The 19,682-nt window shown below is 57.9% G+C and carries 13 protein-coding genes; 5 read left to right on the top strand and 8 right to left on the bottom strand.

Annotated elements, in window-relative coordinates; genetic code table 11:
• Positions 1-9: 9 nt before the first annotated feature.
• From prpC to TMS3_RS13505, 3 genes are all read right to left on the bottom strand, one after another.
• Positions 10-1,173 (bottom strand): bifunctional 2-methylcitrate synthase/citrate synthase, encoded by a 1,164-nt coding sequence (gene prpC / locus TMS3_RS13495; protein WP_025165805.1) that lies wholly within the window; start codon positions 1,171-1,173, stop codon positions 10-12.
• 72 nt (positions 1,174-1,245) lie between these two features.
• The gene (gene prpB / locus TMS3_RS13500) at positions 1,246-2,142 is read right to left on the bottom strand and encodes a methylisocitrate lyase (RefSeq protein ID WP_025165806.1); all 897 of its coding nucleotides are present in this window, start codon (positions 2,140-2,142) and stop codon (positions 1,246-1,248) included.
• Positions 2,139-2,861, bottom strand: a complete 723-nt coding sequence (locus TMS3_RS13505; protein WP_025165807.1) for a GntR family transcriptional regulator — start codon at positions 2,859-2,861, stop codon at positions 2,139-2,141. Before TMS3_RS13505 ends, prpB begins: the two co-directional genes overlap by 4 nt.
• Before the next feature lie 304 nt (positions 2,862-3,165).
• On the opposite strand from TMS3_RS13505, the gene rloA reads away from it, so the two are divergent.
• Genes rloA through TMS3_RS13520 form a run of 3 tightly spaced genes read left to right on the top strand, consistent with a single transcriptional unit; the run spans position 3,166 to position 6,224 of the window.
• Positions 3,166-3,702: a retropepsin-like aspartic peptidase RloA gene (gene rloA, locus TMS3_RS13510; RefSeq protein ID WP_025165808.1), complete on the top strand. Its 537-nt coding sequence runs from the start codon at positions 3,166-3,168 to the stop codon at positions 3,700-3,702.
• 5 nt (positions 3,703-3,707) lie between these two features.
• Positions 3,708-5,234 carry an osmotic stress tolerance membrane protein RloB gene (gene rloB / locus TMS3_RS13515; protein ID WP_025165809.1) on the top strand — a complete coding sequence of 509 codons (1,527 nt, stop codon included), beginning with the start codon at positions 3,708-3,710 and terminating at the stop codon, positions 5,232-5,234.
• A 3-nt stretch (positions 5,235-5,237) separates the two neighbouring features.
• Positions 5,238-6,224: an alpha-L-glutamate ligase-like protein gene (locus TMS3_RS13520; protein WP_025165810.1), complete on the top strand. Its 987-nt coding sequence runs from the start codon at positions 5,238-5,240 to the stop codon at positions 6,222-6,224.
• A gap of 88 nt (positions 6,225-6,312) precedes the next feature.
• Here the strand turns inward: TMS3_RS13520 and TMS3_RS13525 are convergent, their stop codons facing one another.
• The 3 genes from TMS3_RS13525 to TMS3_RS13535 form a co-directional block, all read right to left on the bottom strand.
• Positions 6,313-9,540, bottom strand: a complete 3,228-nt coding sequence (locus TMS3_RS13525) for a DUF1631 family protein (RefSeq protein ID WP_025165811.1) — start codon at positions 9,538-9,540, stop codon at positions 6,313-6,315.
• Between the two features lie 513 nt (positions 9,541-10,053).
• Positions 10,054-12,777, bottom strand: a complete 2,724-nt coding sequence (locus tag TMS3_RS13530) for a helix-turn-helix transcriptional regulator (protein WP_025165812.1) — start codon at positions 12,775-12,777, stop codon at positions 10,054-10,056.
• Positions 12,774-15,488, bottom strand: a complete 2,715-nt coding sequence (locus TMS3_RS13535; protein ID WP_025165813.1) for a LuxR C-terminal-related transcriptional regulator — start codon at positions 15,486-15,488, stop codon at positions 12,774-12,776. The genes TMS3_RS13530 and TMS3_RS13535 overlap by 4 nt, the downstream gene beginning before the upstream one ends.
• 167 nt (positions 15,489-15,655) lie before the next feature.
• Between TMS3_RS13535 and pabB the strand changes: the two genes are divergently transcribed.
• The gene (gene pabB / locus TMS3_RS13540) at positions 15,656-17,005 is read left to right on the top strand and encodes an aminodeoxychorismate synthase component I (protein WP_025165814.1); all 1,350 of its coding nucleotides are present in this window, start codon (positions 15,656-15,658) and stop codon (positions 17,003-17,005) included.
• A gap of 41 nt (positions 17,006-17,046) precedes the next feature.
• On the opposite strand, the gene thrH is transcribed toward pabB, so the two are convergent.
• Entirely contained in the window at positions 17,047-17,664 is a 618-nt protein-coding gene (gene thrH, locus TMS3_RS13545) for a bifunctional phosphoserine phosphatase/homoserine phosphotransferase ThrH (RefSeq protein WP_025165815.1), read from the bottom strand.
• A 189-nt stretch (positions 17,665-17,853) separates the two neighbouring features.
• Here thrH and TMS3_RS13550 point away from each other — a divergent pair, with 189 nt between their 5' ends.
• On the top strand, positions 17,854-18,588 hold the full coding sequence (locus tag TMS3_RS13550; RefSeq protein WP_025165816.1) for a phosphoadenylyl-sulfate reductase: 735 nt from the start codon (positions 17,854-17,856) through the stop codon (positions 18,586-18,588).
• Positions 18,589-18,651: 63 nt separating this feature from the next.
• On the opposite strand, the gene cysB is transcribed toward TMS3_RS13550, so the two are convergent.
• Positions 18,652-19,626: an HTH-type transcriptional regulator CysB gene (cysB, locus tag TMS3_RS13555; RefSeq protein WP_025165817.1), complete on the bottom strand. Its 975-nt coding sequence runs from the start codon at positions 19,624-19,626 to the stop codon at positions 18,652-18,654.
• Between the last annotated feature and the right edge of the window lie 56 nt (positions 19,627-19,682).

Below are 19,682 nucleotides of genomic sequence, written 5' to 3' on the forward strand. Positions count from 1 at the left end.
TGTTCATGGTCATGGGCGATCCTTGAGCGGCACGAACTTGAGATCCTCGGGACCGACGTAGTTGGCGCTCGGGCGGATGATCTTGCCGTCGATGCGCTGCTCGATCACGTGGCTCGACCAGCCCGAGGTGCGGGCGATGACGAACAGCGGGGTGAACATGGCGGTGGGCACACCCATCATGTGGTAGCTGACGGCACTGAACCAGTCGAGGTTGGGGAACATCTTCTTGATGTCCCACATGGTCGACTCCAGACGCTCGGCGATGTCGAACATCTTGGTGTTGTTCTGCTCGGCGGAAAGCTCGCGGGCGACGTCCTTGATCACCTTGTTGCGCGGATCGCTCACGGTGTAGACCGGGTGACCGAAGCCGATCACCACTTCCTTCTTCTCGACGCGGGCGCGGATGTCGGCCTCGGCCTCGTCCGGGTTGTCGTAGCGTTTCTGGATTTCGAAGGCCACTTCGTTGGCGCCGCCATGTTTAGGCCCGCGCAGCGCGCCGATGGCGCCTGCGATACAGCTGAACATGTCAGAGCCAGTACCGGCGATCACCCGTGAGGTGAAGGTGGAGGCGTTGAACTCATGCTCGGCATACAGGTTGAGTGAGGTGTGCATGGCTCGCACCCAGGACTCGCGCGGCTTCTCACCGTGCAGCAGGTGCAGGAAGTGACCGCCAATGGAGTCGTCGTCGGTCTCCACGTCGATGCGCTTGCCGTTGTGGCTGAAGTGGTACCAGTACAGCAGCGCCGAACCCAACGAAGCCATCAGCTTGTCGGCGATGTCGCGGGCGCCCGGGTGGTTGTGGTCTTCCTTCTCCGGCGACACGCAGCCCAGCACGGACACGGCGGTGCGCATCACGTCCATAGGGTGTGCCGACGGCGGCAACTGCTCGAGGGACGCCTTGAGGGCAGCCGGGATGCCGCGCAGGGCCTTGAGCTTGGCCTTGTAGGCAGTCAGTTCGGCGACGTTGGGTAGCTTGCCGTGCACCAACAGGTGGGCGATTTCTTCGAATTCGCAGCGGTTGGCGAAGTCGAGAACGTCATAGCCGCGGTAGTGCAAATCGTTGCCGGTGCGACCGACGGTGCACAGGGCGGTGTTGCCCGCGGCGGTGCCGCTCAGCGCAACGGATTTCTTTGGCTTGAAGCCCGGGGTGGTGGTCTCTGGGGTGGTGCTCATCACTTGTCTCTCCTCATCCAATCCGGTCGGGTATTTCTTGTTATGCGCGAGCCGCTGCAGCTCGCGCGCCGGTTATTTCTTGGCGGCGAACAGCGCGTCGAGGTGCTGCTCGAAGGCGTGGTAGTTGATGCGCTCGTACAGCTCCATGCGGGTCTGCATGGTGTCGATCACGTTCTTCTGAGTGCCATCGCGGCGCAGCGCGGTGTAGACGTTCTCGGCAGCCTTGTTCATGGCGCGGAAGGCAGACAGCGGATAGAGCACCAGGGATACGTCGACTGCGGCCAACTCTTCAGTGGTGTACAGCGGCGTGGCGCCGAACTCGGTGATATTGGCCAGAATCGGGGCTTTGATACGTTCGGCGAAGGTTTTGTACATCGCCAGCTCGGTGATCGCCTCGGGGAAGATCATGTCCGCGCCCGCCTCGATGCACGCGGCGGCACGGTCCAGGGCTGAGTTGAGACCTTCCACGGCCAGCGCGTCGGTGCGCGCCATGATCACGAAGCTATCGTCGGTACGCGCATCCACTGCCGCCTTGATCCGGTCAACCATCTCCTGCTGGGTGACGATCTCCTTATTAGGACGATGACCGCAGCGCTTGGCGCCGACCTGGTCCTCGATGTGGATGGCGGCGGCACCGAACTTGATCATCGACTTGACCGTGCGCGCCACATTGAACGCCGAACTGCCGAAGCCGGTGTCGACATCCACCAGCAACGGCAGGTCGCACACATCGGTGATCCGCCGCACGTCGGTGAGCACGTCATCCAACCCGGTGATCCCCAGGTCCGGCAGCCCCAGGGAGCCAGCTGCGACGCCGCCGCCGGACAGGTAGATGGCCTTGAAACCGGCACGCTGGGCCAGCAACGCATGGTTGGCGTTGATCGCGCCGACCACCTGCAGGGGATGCTCCGCGGCTACCGCGTCGCGGAAGCGCTGGCCGGGACTGCTCTGTTTGGAAAGCGGACTCATGACTCACCTCTGGGTTTGGCTATCTTGGTTTGCGCGTCCTGGTAGTGACGCTCGATATTGCGCTTGGAAGCGCCGATATGGCGGCGCATCAGCAGCTCGGCCAGCTCACCGTCTCGATCAGCGATGGCATCGAGAATACGGTGATGCTCAGCGAAAGCCTGGGGCGGACGGCTGGGAGTCGCAGAAAACTGCAAACGATACATGCGCACCAGTTGGTAAAGCTCACCACAGAGCATCTGACTCAGGGTCTTGTTGCCACTGCCCTGGATGATCCGGTAGTGAAAATCGAAGTCGCCTTCCTGCTGGTAGTAGCCGACACCGGCCTTGAAGGCTTCGTCCTGCTCATGCAGATCAAGCACCCGGCGCAGCTCGTCGATCTCAACCTGAGTCATACGCTCAGCTGCCAGACGACAGGCCATGCCCTCAAGGGATTCGCGGATTTCGTACAGCTCGATCAGTTCGGCCTGATTGAGCGACACAACTCGCGCGCCAACATGCGGCACACGCACCAGCAAGCGCTGACCTTCGAGACGATGGATAGCCTCACGCAGCGGGCCGCGACTGATTCCATAGGTCCGCGCCAGCTCAGGTTCGGAAATCTTGCTGCCTGGGGCGATTTCCCCCTTGACGATGGCGGCCTGAATACACCGAAAAACATGCTCGGCAAGTGTTCCCAAGTCATCTTGAGCAGTGCGAAGCGACTCAATCGATTCCTGCATACTGTCGACACCACGAGAGTAATTAGGCTAAAAAACTACACATAGAGGCAAAATATGTCAAACACCAATAGAAACTGTCGACAATCAAGGGAGCGTGAAAAACCAGCCGCTGATGAACCAACGTGCAAAAATGCCTCTAAGTGTCTGTCGCAGTGGGAAAAGCTGCATGTTAGAATGCCAGCCACTTTTACTTGGCTGAGCATTTCCAGCATCCTTGCTAGACTTCAAGCTAAATACAGGGATCTGTAGCGTCACGCCCGCCGGTCTTTTTGATTCAATCGATGCGACACATCCGCTAGGACTTATGAGATTCAAGCCCTGTACCCTCCCGCTTTGCCTATTGCTTTTGCCAGGCCTAAGCCTCGCTGCGGAGAAGACGGTCTATGGTCTTAATGAATATGCGAACCTGTCCAATCTCAAGTTAGAGGTCGCCGCCAAACTCGACACTGGCGCCAAGACGGCCTCCCTGAGTGCCCGAGACATCCAACGTTTTAAGCGCGACGGCGATACCTGGGTGAAGTTCTACCTGGCTATTGACGAAGCCCATACAACCCCGATTGAGCGCCCACTGGCGCGAATCAGCAAAATCAAACGCCGCTCCGGTGACTATGACCCGGATGAAGAGAAAACCTACACTGCACGCCCGGTGATCGAACTGGATGTGTGCATGGGGCAGGCTCTACGCAGGATCGAAGTGAACTTGACTGACCGCAGTGCATTCCAATACCCGCTGTTGATTGGCTCCGAGGCGCTCAAACGTTTCAGTGCACTGGTCGATCCAAGTCTTAAATACGCAGCAGGGAAACCTGGCTGTGCCACTGACGCAAACCTTGGCGAGTAATGCCCATGCGCTCTCTTAACCTGCATCTGAAAGTTCTGATCACCCTCTTGGTGGGTCTGGGCATTCTGATTACGGCTTATCAAATCTTCATTCTCGGCATCCCGGTGACCGAGGATGAAACGGACGACCTGTGGAATATCGACGCCAAAGTCGAGTTCCAGGCCAACCCGCGCGAACCGGTCAAGCTGCAGATGTTCGTGCCGCCACTGAAACAGGACTACGTCAGCCTTAACGAGAGTTTCATCTCGAACAACTACGGTGTGAGCATCAACCGCGCCGACGGCAATCGTAAGGTCACCTGGTCAGCGCGCCGCGCCAGCGGCAAACAGACGCTGTACTACCGCCTGGTATTAACCAAGCGCTATAGCGGTGAACAAAGTAAAGCCAAAGGGCCGATTTTCCGTGACAGCATCCCGGTCGAAGGCGCCGAGAAGATTGCAGCCGAAGCCCTGCTCGCGCCTATCCGCCAACACTCGGCGGACGTCGAAACCTTCATCAGCGAGACCATCAAGCGGGTCAACAACAGCAATGACGACAACGTCAAATTGCTGCTAGGCGGCGACACCACGACAGCGAGCAAAGCCAAGGCCATCGAACTGTTGCTATCCATCGCCCACGTGCCAATGGAGCGCGTGCATACCATTCGTTTAGCTAGCGACATCCAGCAAAGCCCCGAACTGTGGATGCGCAGTTTCAACGGTGAAAAATGGTTGTACTTTCACCTGGAAACCGGTGAACAGGGCTTGCCAGCCGATCGTCTGGTCTGGTGGATCGGCGATGGCGACTTGGTCAGCCTCGAGGGCGGCAAGCAAGCACAAGTCAACTTCAGCCTGAACAATAGCGAGATGAATGCCATTCGACTGGCCAAGCTGACGGACGAAAATACCGACGCTGGCTTTCTCGAATACTCGCTGTACGGCCTACCACTCTCCACCCAGAACACCTTCCAGATCATGGTGGTGATCCCGGTGGGTGTGATGCTGATCCTGATCCTGCGCAACCTGGGTGGCCTGCAGACCCTCGGCACTTTCACCCCGGTGCTGATCGCCCTGGCCTTCCGCGAAACCCAGCTGGGCTTCGGCATCATACTATTCACCGTCATCACCACCCTGGGCTTGTCGCTGCGCTCCTATCTCGAACACCTGAAGCTGCAGATGTTACCGCGCCTGTCGGTGGTGCTGACCTTCGTGGTGGTGCTGATTGCAGTGATCAGCCTGCTCAGCCACAAGCTCGGCCTGGAACGCGGCCTTTCGGTTGCACTGTTCCCCATGGTGATTTTGACCATGACCATCGAGCGCCTGTCGATCACCTGGGAAGAACGTGGCGGCGGTCATGCCTTCAAGGTCGCCCTCGGCACCCTGGTGGCAGCCACCCTGGCCCACCTGCTGATGAGCGTCCCGGAACTGGTCTACTTCGTCTTCACTTTCCCGGCGGTACTGATGATCATGGTGGGCTTCATGCTGGCGATGGGACGCTATCGCGGCTACCGCCTGACCGAGCTCTTTCGTTTCAAAGCCTTCCTTAAGGATTGAGCCATGCTAGGTCTCTGGAAAACCTGGAAGGCCCTTGAAGCCAAAGGCATCATGGGCATCAACCGGCGAAATGCGGACTATGTGCTGAAGTACAACAAACGGCACCTCTACCCCATTGTCGATGACAAAATCATCACCAAGGAGCGCGCCATCGAAGCCGGCATTCATGTACCGGAAATGTATGGCGTGATCTCCACCGAGAAAGAAATCGACAAGCTCCACGAGATCATCGGCGGGCGTACCGATTTCGTCATCAAGCCGGCACAAGGCGCCGGCGGTGACGGCATTCTAGTGATTGCCGATCGCTTCGAGGAGCGCTACAAAACCGTATCCGGCAAGATCATCAGTCATGAGGAGATCGAGCATCAGATTTCCAGCATCCTGACCGGTCTGTACTCACTGGGCGGCCATCGTGACCGCGCCCTGATCGAGTATCGCGTCACCCCCGACCAGATCTTCAAAAGCATCAGCTACGAAGGTGTGCCCGACATCCGCATCATCGTACTCAAGGGCTACCCGGTGATGGCCATGTTGCGTTTGCCGACCCGTCAGTCCGGCGGCAAGGCGAACCTTCACCAAGGGGCCATCGGCGTCGGTGTCGACCTGGCGACCGGCGTAACCCTGAGCGGTACCTGGCTGAACAACAAGATCAAGAAACACCCAGACACCACCAACGCGGTAGACGGCGTGCAGTTACCTAACTGGCACGGCTTCATGAAACTGGCAGCCGGGTGCTATGAGCTCTGCGGTCTCGGCTATATCGGTGTCGACATGGTCCTTGACCAGGAAAAAGGCCCACTGATTCTCGAGCTCAATGCCCGTCCCGGCTTGAACATCCAGATCGCCAACGACTGCGGGCTTACCCACCGGGCTCATGCGGTGGAAGCACGCCTGGCCGAACTTGAAGCAAAAGGCGTACAGGAAGATGCTGAAGAGCGGGTACGCTTCACCCAAGAGCTGTTCGGCCACGCGCATCCAGCTGAAAGATAAACCGCTGACCAATGCTAGGCCGGACTTAAGCCTGGCCTAGCATCGCTGCTCACAACACGCCTCGCATGAGGCTGAAGCCTTTTGCCGACTAACTCCCAGCCAAACACTCACTCAAAGAACGTGGATGCTCCACGCCATAGCCTTGTACGTAGTCGACACCCAGCTCGGCTAGACGCGCCCGGATACTCGGGGTTTCCACGTACTCGGCGATAGTTTTCCGGCCCAAGACATGGGCGATCTCGTTGATCGATTTCACCATGGCCAGATCGCTGGGTGAACGCTCGATCTCCTTGACGAAACTCCCGTCTATTTTTACGTAGTCAACGGGTAACTGTTTGAGGTATTCGTAGGACGAAAATCCCGTGCCAAAATCATCGATCGAGAAGGTACAACCCAGTCGCTGCAGGTAGCGCACCATATCTGCAGTTTTGGTCAGGTTGGCAACCGCCGCAGTTTCGGTGAGCTCAAAGCAGATTTTCTCCGGTGGGACCACGAACTCCTCGAACAATGCCTCAATAAACTCCAGCAACTTGTCGTCGTTAAGGCTACTGCCTGAGAGGTTGATCGACACCCCGCTGCAACGCGTCCAAAAGCCTGGATAGCGTTCAAGCTCCGTGAACACCCGCTTGAGCACCCAGCGGTCGACTTTAACCATGCGGTTATAGCGCTCTGCGGCCGTGATGAAGTCGAGCAAATTAAGTTCATTCTGCATCACTAGCAGCACTTCATAGTGAGGCAGTTGATCATGCGGTAATTGGGCCGGTGCAATCTGCTGAACGCGCAGACTGAGTTCACCACGCTCCACTATGCCATCCACACGCCCGGCAATGGCCATCAGCCCGGTGCGCGCACCATCGATGGCATCCCGGTAGACATGGATACGATTGCGGCCTGACTCCTTTGCCCTGTTGCAGGCTGTCTGTAGATCGCAAAAAACATTGACGACATCGTGCTGCTCGCGCTTGAGCACTATGCCAAAACTCATGGTGATGTTGTGCGAATGCCCCTGCCACTCGAAGGCCTTCGTGTCGATGGCCGCACGCAAAAGCTCAGCTTGCGCATAGGCCTGCGATTCGTCCGTGCTGGGCAGAGCCACTGCGAAATCCGCCCCGCCAATACGAGCCAATGTTGCGGTGCGCGGCAACCGACTCCCCAGCTCATTGGCAACATGCTTGAGATAGGCATCTCCGGCCAATGGGCCACTGCTGGAGTTCAGTAAACTGAACTGATCGATGTGCCCATAGATAAAGGCAAAACACTCACTCGATGCCAAGCTCTGCGCCACCGTCGTTTCAAAACTGCGCCGGTTGAGCAACCCTGTCAGCTCGTCATGGCTGCGGACATGCGCAATATCACGGTAAAGCCTGCCGACTATGCTTTCGAGCTTGTCCTGCACCACACCGGTATCACCTGGGGCCGGCACACCAATCCACCCCCTGGCAAGCTGACTCATCAGCTCTTCCCCTTTGAAGCTGCCAGCCTCATGTCCCTGGCGATCAGCCAAGACATAATGATCGGCAGCCGGATTCGCCCAAATCAATTGAAGGTGCCGACCTCTGTCAGTCATCAGCCAGTCGCCCGCTCGCAATTGCTCGACCCTCTGCCGCCAACGTTGCTGGGCTGGATCGAGATCGCTTAGTGGAACATCGGCTACGAGTTCCGGAACCTCGGTCATTTCAACCGACTGATCCCCCAAAAGCTGCTGCTGCAATTGCTTCAATACCGGCGTGTGCCGATACTGCCCAGGGAGCAGGCTCCCCATACGCATGCGCAACAGTTTCAATACAGGACCCACTTCGTAGGCACGCTCGACGCGGTCGACAAGACGGCCGCTGCCCCCCGGCTTGGTTTGGGTCTGCAACCAACCATAAAGCTGGCGGAGAAGACCTAACCCTTCTAACCATTCACTCCCCCGCTCGCCCTGCCTGATCAACTCGAGAACCAGCAGTTCACGCCAGCCCACATCCAGCAAGTCGAGCAGCACTTTCGGCACATGTGTTCCAAACAACGCTGACAGTTCATGAGCGACCCGCCCCTGTGCTTGCTCCAACTTATCTCGGGCGCGGTGAAATTGCAGAACGCGCTCGGCATTGTTTCGATACGCGCGCTGTTGCACCGCGAGCAACTCCTCCAGCTCTTGGTCGTAGCGGGTAAACACGCTGTGATCACCGCGATAATCCTTGACGATTCCATCGATCAACTGATGTACGCGGTTTTCCAAAGCGCGGTTGGGCGGTTCAGACAAGTCGCAAAGCCGCATCAACTTGTCCAGCGTGGCGCGCACCGGGTGCTCTGGGTCGGCAAATGCCTGCGGATTGAGTGCAGCGGCCTGAGCAATGGGAAACATCAGGCGACGCAAGGCTGGCTTGAGACCCTCGGCGATGACAGCTTCTTGATCGACAGACTGGAAGAGCTCAGCGACCAAAGCCACGTCATCCTGCTGCCGGCCCGACAAGGTTACGCCGGCGGAGCCCAACCCTCGCAGAAAGGTGTCCGCCGTCCACCCATGGGCCGGTGGCCTAGATGCAAGCAAGCTGGCCAAGACCTGGGGCAGCGATGCAGTGTCCGCGGCTACCGACACCATAATTTCATGACTGGCGTTTGCCTTGGCTGCCGACAAATGCCTAATCGCCAGGTACGGCGCGGGCGATGCAGAGCTGGCTTTCTCCTTGTTTTTCTCTCCTGATGGCCGTGCGATCAGGGTACTCTGCGGCTCAATCTGGAAGTGGACAAAGGTCCGTTCCAGTTGCTTAAAATACTCCCGCAGAGCACGCTCAAGAGACTCGACCGCCGTCGAGTAGAACACTTCACTCACGATGGCCACTTGCTTACGTAGATGCAGCTTTACCTGCAATGTACGCACCAGAAAGTCCAATGAGAGCGGACTTTCCCCACCCTTAGCGTGAGCACCAGTGGCACTGTTCAATTGGGCGCAAGCCCGCCATTCGAGCGCACCACAGACCTCGCGTAATTTTCGCACCAGCCTACGCGCCGCCAGCATCTCCTCGATCTCGGCATCGCCCACCAGATTCCACTCAGAGGCATTGGTTGGGCCCGCCACCTGCTCGACGACACCCACTGGCAAGTGTTTACGAATATCCGCAACCGTCCCGGCGATGATCTTGTCGCGTGAAGCAATACACAGGCGCACAAAACTATCGATGCGCTGCAGTCTGATATTGCTGTGGATCTCTTGCCTATGCGTTTGCAATGCCAGAACCGTGGCATCAAGCAGATGTTCTAGGCACGGAGTCAAATGTGTGCTGACCGCCTGATGCAAAGCATCCATTACCGGCGCGCGCTGTAGCGTCTGCATCCCCTTCCCCCTAACGCTTCAGATCTCCGCTATCGCCTTTGAACTATAGACGCGAAGCCCTAGGCAAATAAATGAATTTCAAGAGGATGACTTCGACTCCTGCACTCACGATCTGATGCCGAAGGATCAATACAACAACGGGGAGACTTGGCTTGGTCGACGACAGTAGCGAAAGTTAAAACATCTATGAGCCGGCGAGGCTGCAAATCTGCAAACACTAGCCGTACGGCAACTGCGGGGGCCGACGCAGTCATGCAGCGCTGCATTTTGAACGTGAAAATGCTGCCTGTCTGGCGCGGGACTACGCAAATCTTGTCGCATCAGTCTGCGACGTCAGTGGCAACATTGCTGGCGCCACAACCACGTTCGGCTGCACTCGAACCAGGGATGCCTGCCGTCAAACAACCATGAGCGAAAAAACCTAAGCCAGGAACCTATCGTCGCTTCTGGAACTGGTGAGCGCTCATAACCAAAGGATGGAACAGCCTCTCTCTCAAGCAAAGCACCCCGAGGTCAGGCCTCACTCAACAGCCCTATGCTTTTACCCTTAAGCACCGCCTGAGTGCGGCTGCGCACAGCAAACTTGGCGAACAGGTTGTGCAAGTGCCATTTGATAGTGGCCTCCGAGAGGTGCAGCGTCCGGGCAATCTCACGGTTAGACAACCCAGCCGCAACGAAACGTAGAATCTCCCTCTCCCGATGACTGACATCCTGACTGTCATCGACGGTTTCTGGATCTATAGCCATGCGGCGACACTGCTCACGCAACTGTTCCGCCACACCCTGCCAAGCACTCGCGCGCTGCGGTTGCGCCGCAGACCAGGCATTCCATAGCGGCAACAACCACAACGCATCATCCAGAAATAATCGGCGATAGCCGCTGTTCCAGGCACTTTCCACAGTCGGCAAAAGCAATGAAAAGGCTTTTTTGCAGTTACCCCTGCGCCAGTACGCCACGCACAGCAATATGGATAGGCGCAAATGACGGTCACGCTGATGATCAGCCGTCTGCGTGGCCAGACAGCGCTCGAGCACCGCCTGCGCCTTATCGGCACGCCGCTCAGACAATGTCAGACGTGCTTCGGCGAGCACCAGCGCGATGTCTGCATCGCTGTAATGCCCTTGTGGCAATACGCCCAATTGATGCCGCAACTGCAAACAGGTGCGTTCGGCATCATTGGGCCGGCGCAGCCACAAAAGAAAATGCACTTTGCAACTCATGCCCAGGGCGAAGACCCGTTGATACCCTGCACCGTGCAAGCCCTGCAACCACTCATCGAGCTCAACCAGCGCCTGCTCAGCCTCACCGGCAAAGAACCTACCACGCGCCATCACCAACTTACCGCGGCTGATCAATTCGATTGGGGTAGCGACATCACGCCAAGTCGTCGCCAGCGGCAACTCGGCCAGAATCGCAGCGTGACGATCCTGCTCGTAGAGCAAATCGGCATACGCCAGTGCCAGCGGTCCACCGACACGGCTGCGCCGGCCGAATACCCGTTCAACTCGGCTCCGGGCGTTTTCGGCAAGTGTGCGGCCGCGTCCCAACTGACCCAGATCCTTGCAGATCAGAACCTCGATGAGGGCGACAACCACCTGCAAATACTCGCTCTCAGTCTCGCGCAGGGTATCCCGCCCCCTGGCAATCGATGTAGAGGCTTCGTCAAAGTCTCCTAGTAGGGCATGCGCTGCAGCTTGCACACAGGACAGAACAGCCCGAAACACAGGCTGATTATCCGGCACCAGACTGAGCCAGTGACGAGCCAGCTGGAGACAGTTTTCCAGCTTATCCTGATAAAGCAAAACCAAGGCCTTGAGCACTTGCGCCGAGGCCAGTAGCTCGGCAAGACCCAAGTGCAAAGCCTTGCCACGCTCGCCGAGCAGGCGTGTGCTGACATCCTCAATCATGGCCTCGGCTTGGGCATACTGCTGCTCGAAGGCTAATTGCCAGGCATAGAAAATCTGGAACACTGGGTGCTCGCGGATCACCTGCGCCGGTAGGTTCTTAAGAACCGAGAGCACCCCGTAGACCCGATTAGCCGCAATCAAGCGCGCGCCTTGGCGTTCAAGCAGTTGTGCGGCAAAAATGTAATTACGGGCGCGCAGAGCATACTTGATCGATTTGTCAGCGAGATCCTGCCCCTCGCACCAGCACGCAGCGGCGTGCAACAAATGAGCAGGGTCACCCCGCTTGGCTAATCGCCCCTGAAGAAACTCGGCAAACAAATGGTGATAGCGAAACCACTCACCCTCGGCATCCAGCGCAATGATAAAAAGCTGCTCGCGGTGCAATCGCCGCAACATCTCGCGACTATCGCTGCGGCCGGTTAGGGTGTTGCACAATTGGGCATTGAACTCCTCGAGCAGCGAGGTCTGCTCAAGGAACTGCTGCATTTCCCCAGGCAACCTGTCCAGCACATCCTCAGCCAGATAATCGGCGATATTGCGCTCTGTTCCTGACAAGCCAGCAAGAAACACATGTCGATCCGGGTGATGCACCAAGGCCAGGGCTGCGAGATGCAGCGCAGTGATCCAGCCCTCGGTCCGAGCATGCAGCAACTCGACTTCCGTGCCACTCAGCGGCACTCGCTTGATCTCGTGAAAATACTGCCTGGTCTCGTCACGCGTCAGACGCAGATCCTCGGCGCTGACCCAGAAGGCTATCGGGTTCAGCCCGGACTGCTTCTCGACAAAGCGCGACTGGAAGCGGGTACTGGTGACCAGGCGAACATTCGCTGGGACCCGCTCGAGCAGATAATCCACCAACGGCTCCACTGCCGGATGCCGAATCAGGTGAAAATCATCCAGCATCAGATACAGCTCACCCTTTTCCCGCTTGAGGTCAGTAACAAAAGCATCGACCAGCGCCTCACCGGGCAAGTTCATATCTCTCTGGAGCAAGCGGGCCGTGTTCGCACCGAAACCTGGCAGCTGTACCTCGATGGCCGCGACCAGGTACTGCAGCAGTCGTTGCGGCTCACTGTCCGACTCATCACATGAGAGCCAGGCCACCTGCCTGCCCGCCTCCTGCAAGCGCCGGTGCAACAGGCGAAGGACGGTGCTTTTGCCGAACCCTGCCGGTGCACTGAGAATGATCAGGCGATGCTCACCGGCACTGAGCAGGCGCTCAATCAAGGCATCGCGCGCGAGTAATACTCCGACGCCTGCATCCGCTGGAAATAACTTGGTGCGTAGCAGTGGCAGACAGCCTTGGCTGAGTGCCGGTAGAGAGGTCATGATTCAAGCAACCTCATCTCATGAGCACGACGAATGGCTTGCGTTCTATTGCGCACCTTGAGCTTCTCGTAAATGTTGTGCAGATGCCATTTGACGGTACCTAAAGCCAACAGTAAGCGCTGGCCGATCTGATCATTGGACAGACCCTGCGCCGCCAGGCAGATCACTTCGCGTTCGCGCTCAGTCAGCCCCTCTTCGCTAAGCTCGCACGCCCGACTCTCACACTGCCCGGGCCAAGCGACCAGCAGCGCTTGAATAAAGCCTTGCAGCGCAGGTTGCCGCTCAGCTGCCTCGAGCTGCTGCAAGAACAGTCGAATGGCCTGTCCCTCTTCGACGAACAGGCTGCGTACGCCTTCGCGCTCGGCGTCAATCAAACACTGCACCAGCAAACTTTGCGCACGCTCCTTATAGCCCAGGCGCTGATAACTGAGCGCAGCCAGCAGATCCAAGCGCAAGCGCTGCTGGCCATGCCAATCGTCGAGGAGCAAGCTGCGCAGCCGAGTGATCTCATGCAACGCCTCACTATAGTGACCTCGCGCCTGGTGCAAGCGGATGCACGTCAAGCTTTGTACCCAGAGCACCGGATTGAAACGCATATAGGGGTAATGCCCGGCCAAGCCGGCCCAATCCACAGCTTTAAAACGTTGTTCGGCGCGCTTGAGCCGGTCAGTTGCCGGCTCCTGCAGGATCAGCGCGATTTCATCACCCACAGCCTGCGCATAAAAACGCCAAGCCTGCTCACGTGCGGCCAGGCCCTGCATCAACAGTAAGGTGCCCAAGGCTTCCTTCGGCGCTCCTCGCATACGCTGAACATGAGCCATGCACAGCATGCCCTGGGCATACAGATCGATCGGATTAATTACATCGACGGTCGCCAGCGCCCAGCGCAAGCGCTCCTCCAATCCCTCAGTGCGACCCTGTCGATAGGCAATCAAGGCCTCGGTGATCGTGGGCAGGGCCAAGGCCCGAGATTTTTCCGCGAACCAGGGGATGATCCGTGCCCGCAGCTGGCCGAACAACAACTCGGCTTGCTTGATCTGCCCCTGCTCCAGACACAGGAGAATCTCGATATTTGCCAACTGCATATCCAGATAGCGGCCTTCGAGAAAATGATTGCGCTGCTGAGCCAAAGCCAGCAAATGCCTCGCCTGCTCAGGCTGACTCAGCATCACGCTGGCCAGCGCCGCGACAATCAATATGGCCACTTCGAGAAACGCCGGGTGCTGTCCCAACTGCACTTCGACCCGGCGAGCCAGGTTGGCACAGGTCTGTAGATCGTCTTTCTGCAAGGCAATCACCGCCTTGATCGTCAACGCAGCCAGTAGTTTTTCGCTGTGCTGCGCGGCGGTTGCGGAATCCTCCCAACGCGTCATCAGCTCGTCGAGAATACGATTGGCCTCCGTCAGTCCCAACTCGGCGGCGCGCGTCCAGACATCGACAAGCAGCAATATCGGGAAGCGCTCGACGATTTCGTCGGGCACCTGCTGGCGCCATCTGTAGATCAAGTGCAGCTGACCACGGTTGATCAACTCCAGGCCACAACCATCCACCAGTGCCGCAAGCATTTCCGGATCTTCAGCCAGGCTGGCATGCTCGATCGCCAGATTCTGCATGTGATGATTGGTGAACCACAGGCTGGCATTGAAGTTCAGCTGCTTGAAACGCTCTGGGTCACGGCTCTTTAAGCGGGCACGGAGAAACTCAGCAAACAGATTGTGAAAGCGATACCACTGACGCTCACGATCCATCGGCAACAAGAACAACTGCATGGCTTCCAGCTCTTCGAGCAGCTGCTGGCCATTCTTGCATCCGGTCAAGCTGTTGGCCAAATTGCCACTGAGCCGCTGCGCCACACTCAGGGCAAGCAGCTGCTCTTGCTTGTCTGTTGGCAATTGCTCGAACACGGAGGCCAGCAAGTAGTCGCCGACAGCTGACTGATCGCTGCCCATATCCCCCATCGGCGGACAAGCCTGTGGTTGATGACGCAGCCAAAGACTCGCCAAGTGAACGCCAACCATCCAGCCCTCTGTGTGCCGGTACAGCTCTGTAAATGCCGTACTGTCCAGTTGCAGACCTCTGTGAATCAAGTATTCGTGGGTTTCCGCTGGACTCAGACGCAACTCCTGCTCAGAGATTTCGACCAACATTCCCTTCGCCCGCAGCGTTGCCAGATGCAGAGCGGGTTGCGAGCGGCTACCGACCGCCAGGACGAAACCATGGGGAGCGAATTTGACTAGACGATTGAGGGCACCCAGCAACTCGGCATCCTGAATCAGGTGCAGGTCATCGAGCACCAACAGTAACGGTTGCTCTACCTCAGCCAAATCAACCAGCAAGCTTTCCATCACCGAGGCCACCGGGACGCGCATGGTGTTCTGCAGGTAGGCCAGGGCCTCTTTGCCCAGACCCGGAAGGAATCGCCCGAGAGTCTCGATCAAGTGCTGAAAGAATCGCGAAGGCTCATTGTCTTCGGGATCAATCGACAACCAGGCGACCGCGCCGCCCGCCCCCAGACGTAATTGGGCCAGTGCAGCCAAGACACTGGTCTTGCCGAAACCGGCCGGCGCCGAGATCAACAGGAGACGGGCCTGAGGATGAGCAGACAACGCGGCTTCGACCTGTAGGCGAGCCAGGTAATCGATCGACATCAAGGGCGGTGTGAGTTTCGAGCGGAGCAGGCTATCCGCAGCTGGATCCAGCACGTCATCCATGGACTTGATCCCTGATAAATTATTGTTTTAGTACTGAAGTTCAATATCCAGAGAGTTTTTCATACTAATCAGCTCATACCTACCGAGTAAACCAAGAAGCTCGAAGCGCTAGGATGAATGATGCCGGCGTTCTACAATCGGCCTCCGCGCTTCTTTGAAAACCTCGCATGCCTACCTGTTTCGTACACACCCTGCCATATCGTGCTGACCCCTCCTTCTACTTCAGCGCCGTCTGCCGTGCCCCTGGTGCAGTTTTGCTGGACTCTGGACGCCCAGCTGCCCAGCGGGGACGCTACGACCTCATCAGTGCCTGGCCGCTGGCAGAGCTGTCAGCCTCAGCTGACGAATCGGCCAACGAGTTTCTTCAGCGCCTGCGCGAAGGCCTCAGCACCTTGGGTGCCGCCGATGCTCCGGCCGGATGTCCACTGCCCTTCACCGGAGGCTTGATTGGTTACCTGGCTTATGACTTCGGTCGCCGCCTGGAAACCCTGCCTGAGCAAGCCTTCGACGACTTGGGCTTGGGCGATGCACGCTTAGGCTTGTATGCCTGGGCCATGATCAGCGATCACCAGCTGGGCACGAGTCAGTTGATGTTTCATCCGGCACTGGCCGTAGCCGAACAGGCGCGCTTGCTCGCACTGTTCGGCGCCATCAACGCCGAACCCGCGCAGCCCTTCAAGCTGCTCGAGACCTTTCAGGCCGACCTCGATGAAACCGCATACCGCCAGGCATTCGAGCGCATCCAGGCCTATATCCAGGCCGGTGACTGTTACCAGGTAAACTTCGCCCAACGCTTCCGCGCGCGTTACCAGGGGGATCCCTGGACGGCTTATCGAGCTCTGCGCGCCGCCTGCCCGACACCGTTCGCCGGCTATCAAGCCTTGCCGGACAACAGCGCGATCATCAGCCTGTCGCCAGAGCGCTTCCTGCGGCTTAGCCAAGGCCAGGTCGAGACCCGGCCGATCAAAGGCACCCGGCCACGCGCGGACGACCCTGTAGAAGATGTCGCCCAAGCCAACGCGCTACTGAGCAGCCTGAAGGATCGCGCCGAGAATCTGATGATTGTCGACTTGCTGCGCAACGACCTGGGCCGCAGCTGCCAAATAGGCTCGGTGCGCGTACCGGAGCTGTTTGCCCTGGAGAGTTATCCCAACGTGCACCACCTGGTCAGCGCGGTAACCGGCGAACTGGCCAAGGGCAAGGATGCATTGGATCTTATCGCCGGCAGCTTCCCCGGTGGCTCGATCACCGGTGCGCCGAAAATCCGCGCCATGCAGATCATTGATGAACTGGAGCCGACCCGTCGCGCACTCTACTGTGGCTCACTGCTCTATCTGGACGTACGTGGCGAGATGGACAGCTCGATCGCCATCCGCAGCCTGCTGGCCAAGGATGGGCAGCTCAGTTGCTGGGGTGGTGGCGGAATAGTCGCAGACTCCAACTGGCTGGCCGAATACCAGGAATCGCTGACCAAGGTGAAGGTCCTGCTGGAGACCCTGGAGCGCTTCTGCGACTAAACCAAAGGCCCGCGTTTGTGGGCCTTTTGGACTGCCGGGAATTACAGACTCAGCTGACGATTAGACGCCTTGAGAAACTCGCGCTTGAGGTCTTCAAAGCTGTGCACCGCGGGAAATTGCGGAAACTCACGAATCACATTATCCGGCGCATGAAACAGGATGCCGGCATGGGCTTCGCTGAGCATGGTGGTGTCGTTGTACGAGTCGCCCGCTGCGATCACTCGGTAGTAGAGGCTCTTGAAGGCGATGACCGACTGGCGCTTGGGGTCTTTCTGACGTAACTGGTAGCTCACCACACGGTCATTTTCATCGGTGATCAGCTTGTGACAGAGCAGTGTCGGAAAGCCCAGCTGACGCATCAGCGGCTGGGAGAACTCGTAGAAGGTGTCGGAGAGGATCACCACCTGGAAGCGCTCACGCAGCCAGTCGACGAACTCTACCGCGCCGTCCAGCGGCTTAAGGGTGGCGATCACTTCCTGAATGTCGCTCAACTTCAGACCGTGCTCATCGAGGATACGCAGACGCTGCTGCATCAGCACATCGTAATCCGGAATATCCCGAGTGGTCGCTTTCAGCGATTCGATGCCAGTTTTTTCCGCGAAGGCAATCCATATTTCCGGAACCAACACGCCTTCCAGGTCGAGACAGGCAATTTCCACAGGACACTCCTAGATTGGGCTTGAGATGAGGCGGCACTCTAGCCCCTCATCCAAGGCTGCGCAACGCAGTGCTTATATCCAAAGCACAGGGCTACCCTGCTGTTTGGATATTTAGTCGTATAACTCCTTTTTGCTACCATCCGCCCACATAGAGCGCTCAGCGCCAGCCTAGATGAGGAAATCAGCCCGATGAGCCACCCCTTCGATGTAGCCGAACTGGCCGCGACTTACGCCAACAAATCCCCCCAGGACATCCTCAAGCTTGCCTTCGAGCATTTCGGTGACGAGCTGTGGATTTCCTTCAGTGGTGCCGAAGACGTGGTACTGGTGGACATGGCCTGGAAGCTGAATAAAAACGTCAAAGTGTTCAGCCTGGACACCGGCCGCCTGCACCCAGAAACCTATCGCTTTATCGATCAGGTGCGCGAGCATTACGGCATCGCCATTGAAGTGCTGTCCCCTGATGCGACTGCGCTCCAAGCACTGGTCAAAGATAAGGGTTTATTCAGTTTCTACAAAGACGGTCACGAGGAGTGCTGCGGCATCCGAAAAATCGCTCCGTTACGCCGCAAGCTGGCGACGGTCAAGGCCTGGGCCACTGGTCAACGACGCGACCAGAGTCCGGGCACCCGCAGTCAGGTCGCCGCAGTGGAAGTGGATGGTGCCTTCTCCACTGCCGATAAGCCTCTGTACAAATTCAACCCCTTGGCGCAGATGAGCAGTGAAGATGTCTGGGCCTATATCCGCATGCTTGAGCTGCCCTATAACAGCCTGCATGAGCGTGGGTTTATCAGCATCGGCTGCGAACCCTGCACTCGCCCGGTACTGCCTAACCAGCATGAGCGCGAGGGCCGCTGGTGGTGGGAGGAAGCCACCCAGAAAGAATGTGGGCTGCACGCGGGTAACCTGATCGCAAAAAACTGAGGTACCGATCCTTTAGTACGAAAAAGCCCGGTGTTTCCGGGCTTTTTCGTGAATGACTGCAGCTCAGTATGTCGGCAGTTCCACGCCATGGAACAGCTCTTCCAGCTCGGACTTGTTGTGACACTGCACTGCCTTGGCCAACACATCACGGGTTAGATGTGGCGCGAACTTCTCGATAAAATCGCACATGAACCCGCGCAGAAATGTACCGCGACGAAAGCCGATCTTGGTCACGCTGGCTTCGAACAGCTCGCTGGCGTCCAGTACCACCAGGTCAGGATCCAAGGTCGCATCCACCGCCATCTTGGCCACGATGCCGACCCCCAGCCCCAAACGCACATAGGTTTTGATCACGTCTGCATCGGCGGCTGTGAACACTACTTTCGGCGTCAGGCCACGATGACTGAAGGCCTCATCCAGCTTGGAGCGGCCAGTGAAGCCGAACACGTAGGTGACGATCGAGTGTTCGGCCAAGGCTTCCAGAGTCAGTTTCGGTAGCTTGGCCAAGGGATGGCCCTGCGGTACCACCACACAGCGGTTCCAGCGGTAGCAGGGCATCATGATCAGGTCGTTGAACAGCTCCAGACCCTCGGTGGCGATGGCGAAATCCACCGTGCCGTCGGCCGCCATTTCGGCGATTTGCATCGGCGTGCCCTGATGCATGTGCAGGGCGACATCCGGGTATTGTTTGATAAAACCACTGATCACCGTGGGCAAGGCATAGCGCGCTTGGGTGTGAGTAGTGGCGATGGTCAGCGTGCCTTTCTTCTCGTTGGAGAACTCTTGAGCAATCTGCTTGATGCTCTCGACCTTGCGCAGGATCTCCCCGGCCGTGGTGATGATCCGCTCACCGGCCGGCGTCACTCGGGTCAAGTGTTTGCCGCTGCGGGCGAATACCTCGACACCCAGTTCGTCCTCCAGTAAACGAATCTGTTTGCTGATCCCCGGCTGAGAGGTGTAGAGACTTTGTGCTGTGGCCGAAACATTGAGGTCGTGATGCGCGACTTCCCAGATGTAGCGCAATTGCTGGAGCTTCATAAAAATCCCTCAAAGCAGAAAGACGGCCGCGCAGGTGCCGGCAACGTTATATAACC

The sequence above is a fragment of the Pseudomonas taeanensis MS-3 genome, assembly GCF_000498575.2.
Classification (GTDB): Bacteria; Pseudomonadota; Gammaproteobacteria; order Pseudomonadales; family Pseudomonadaceae; genus Aquipseudomonas; species Aquipseudomonas taeanensis.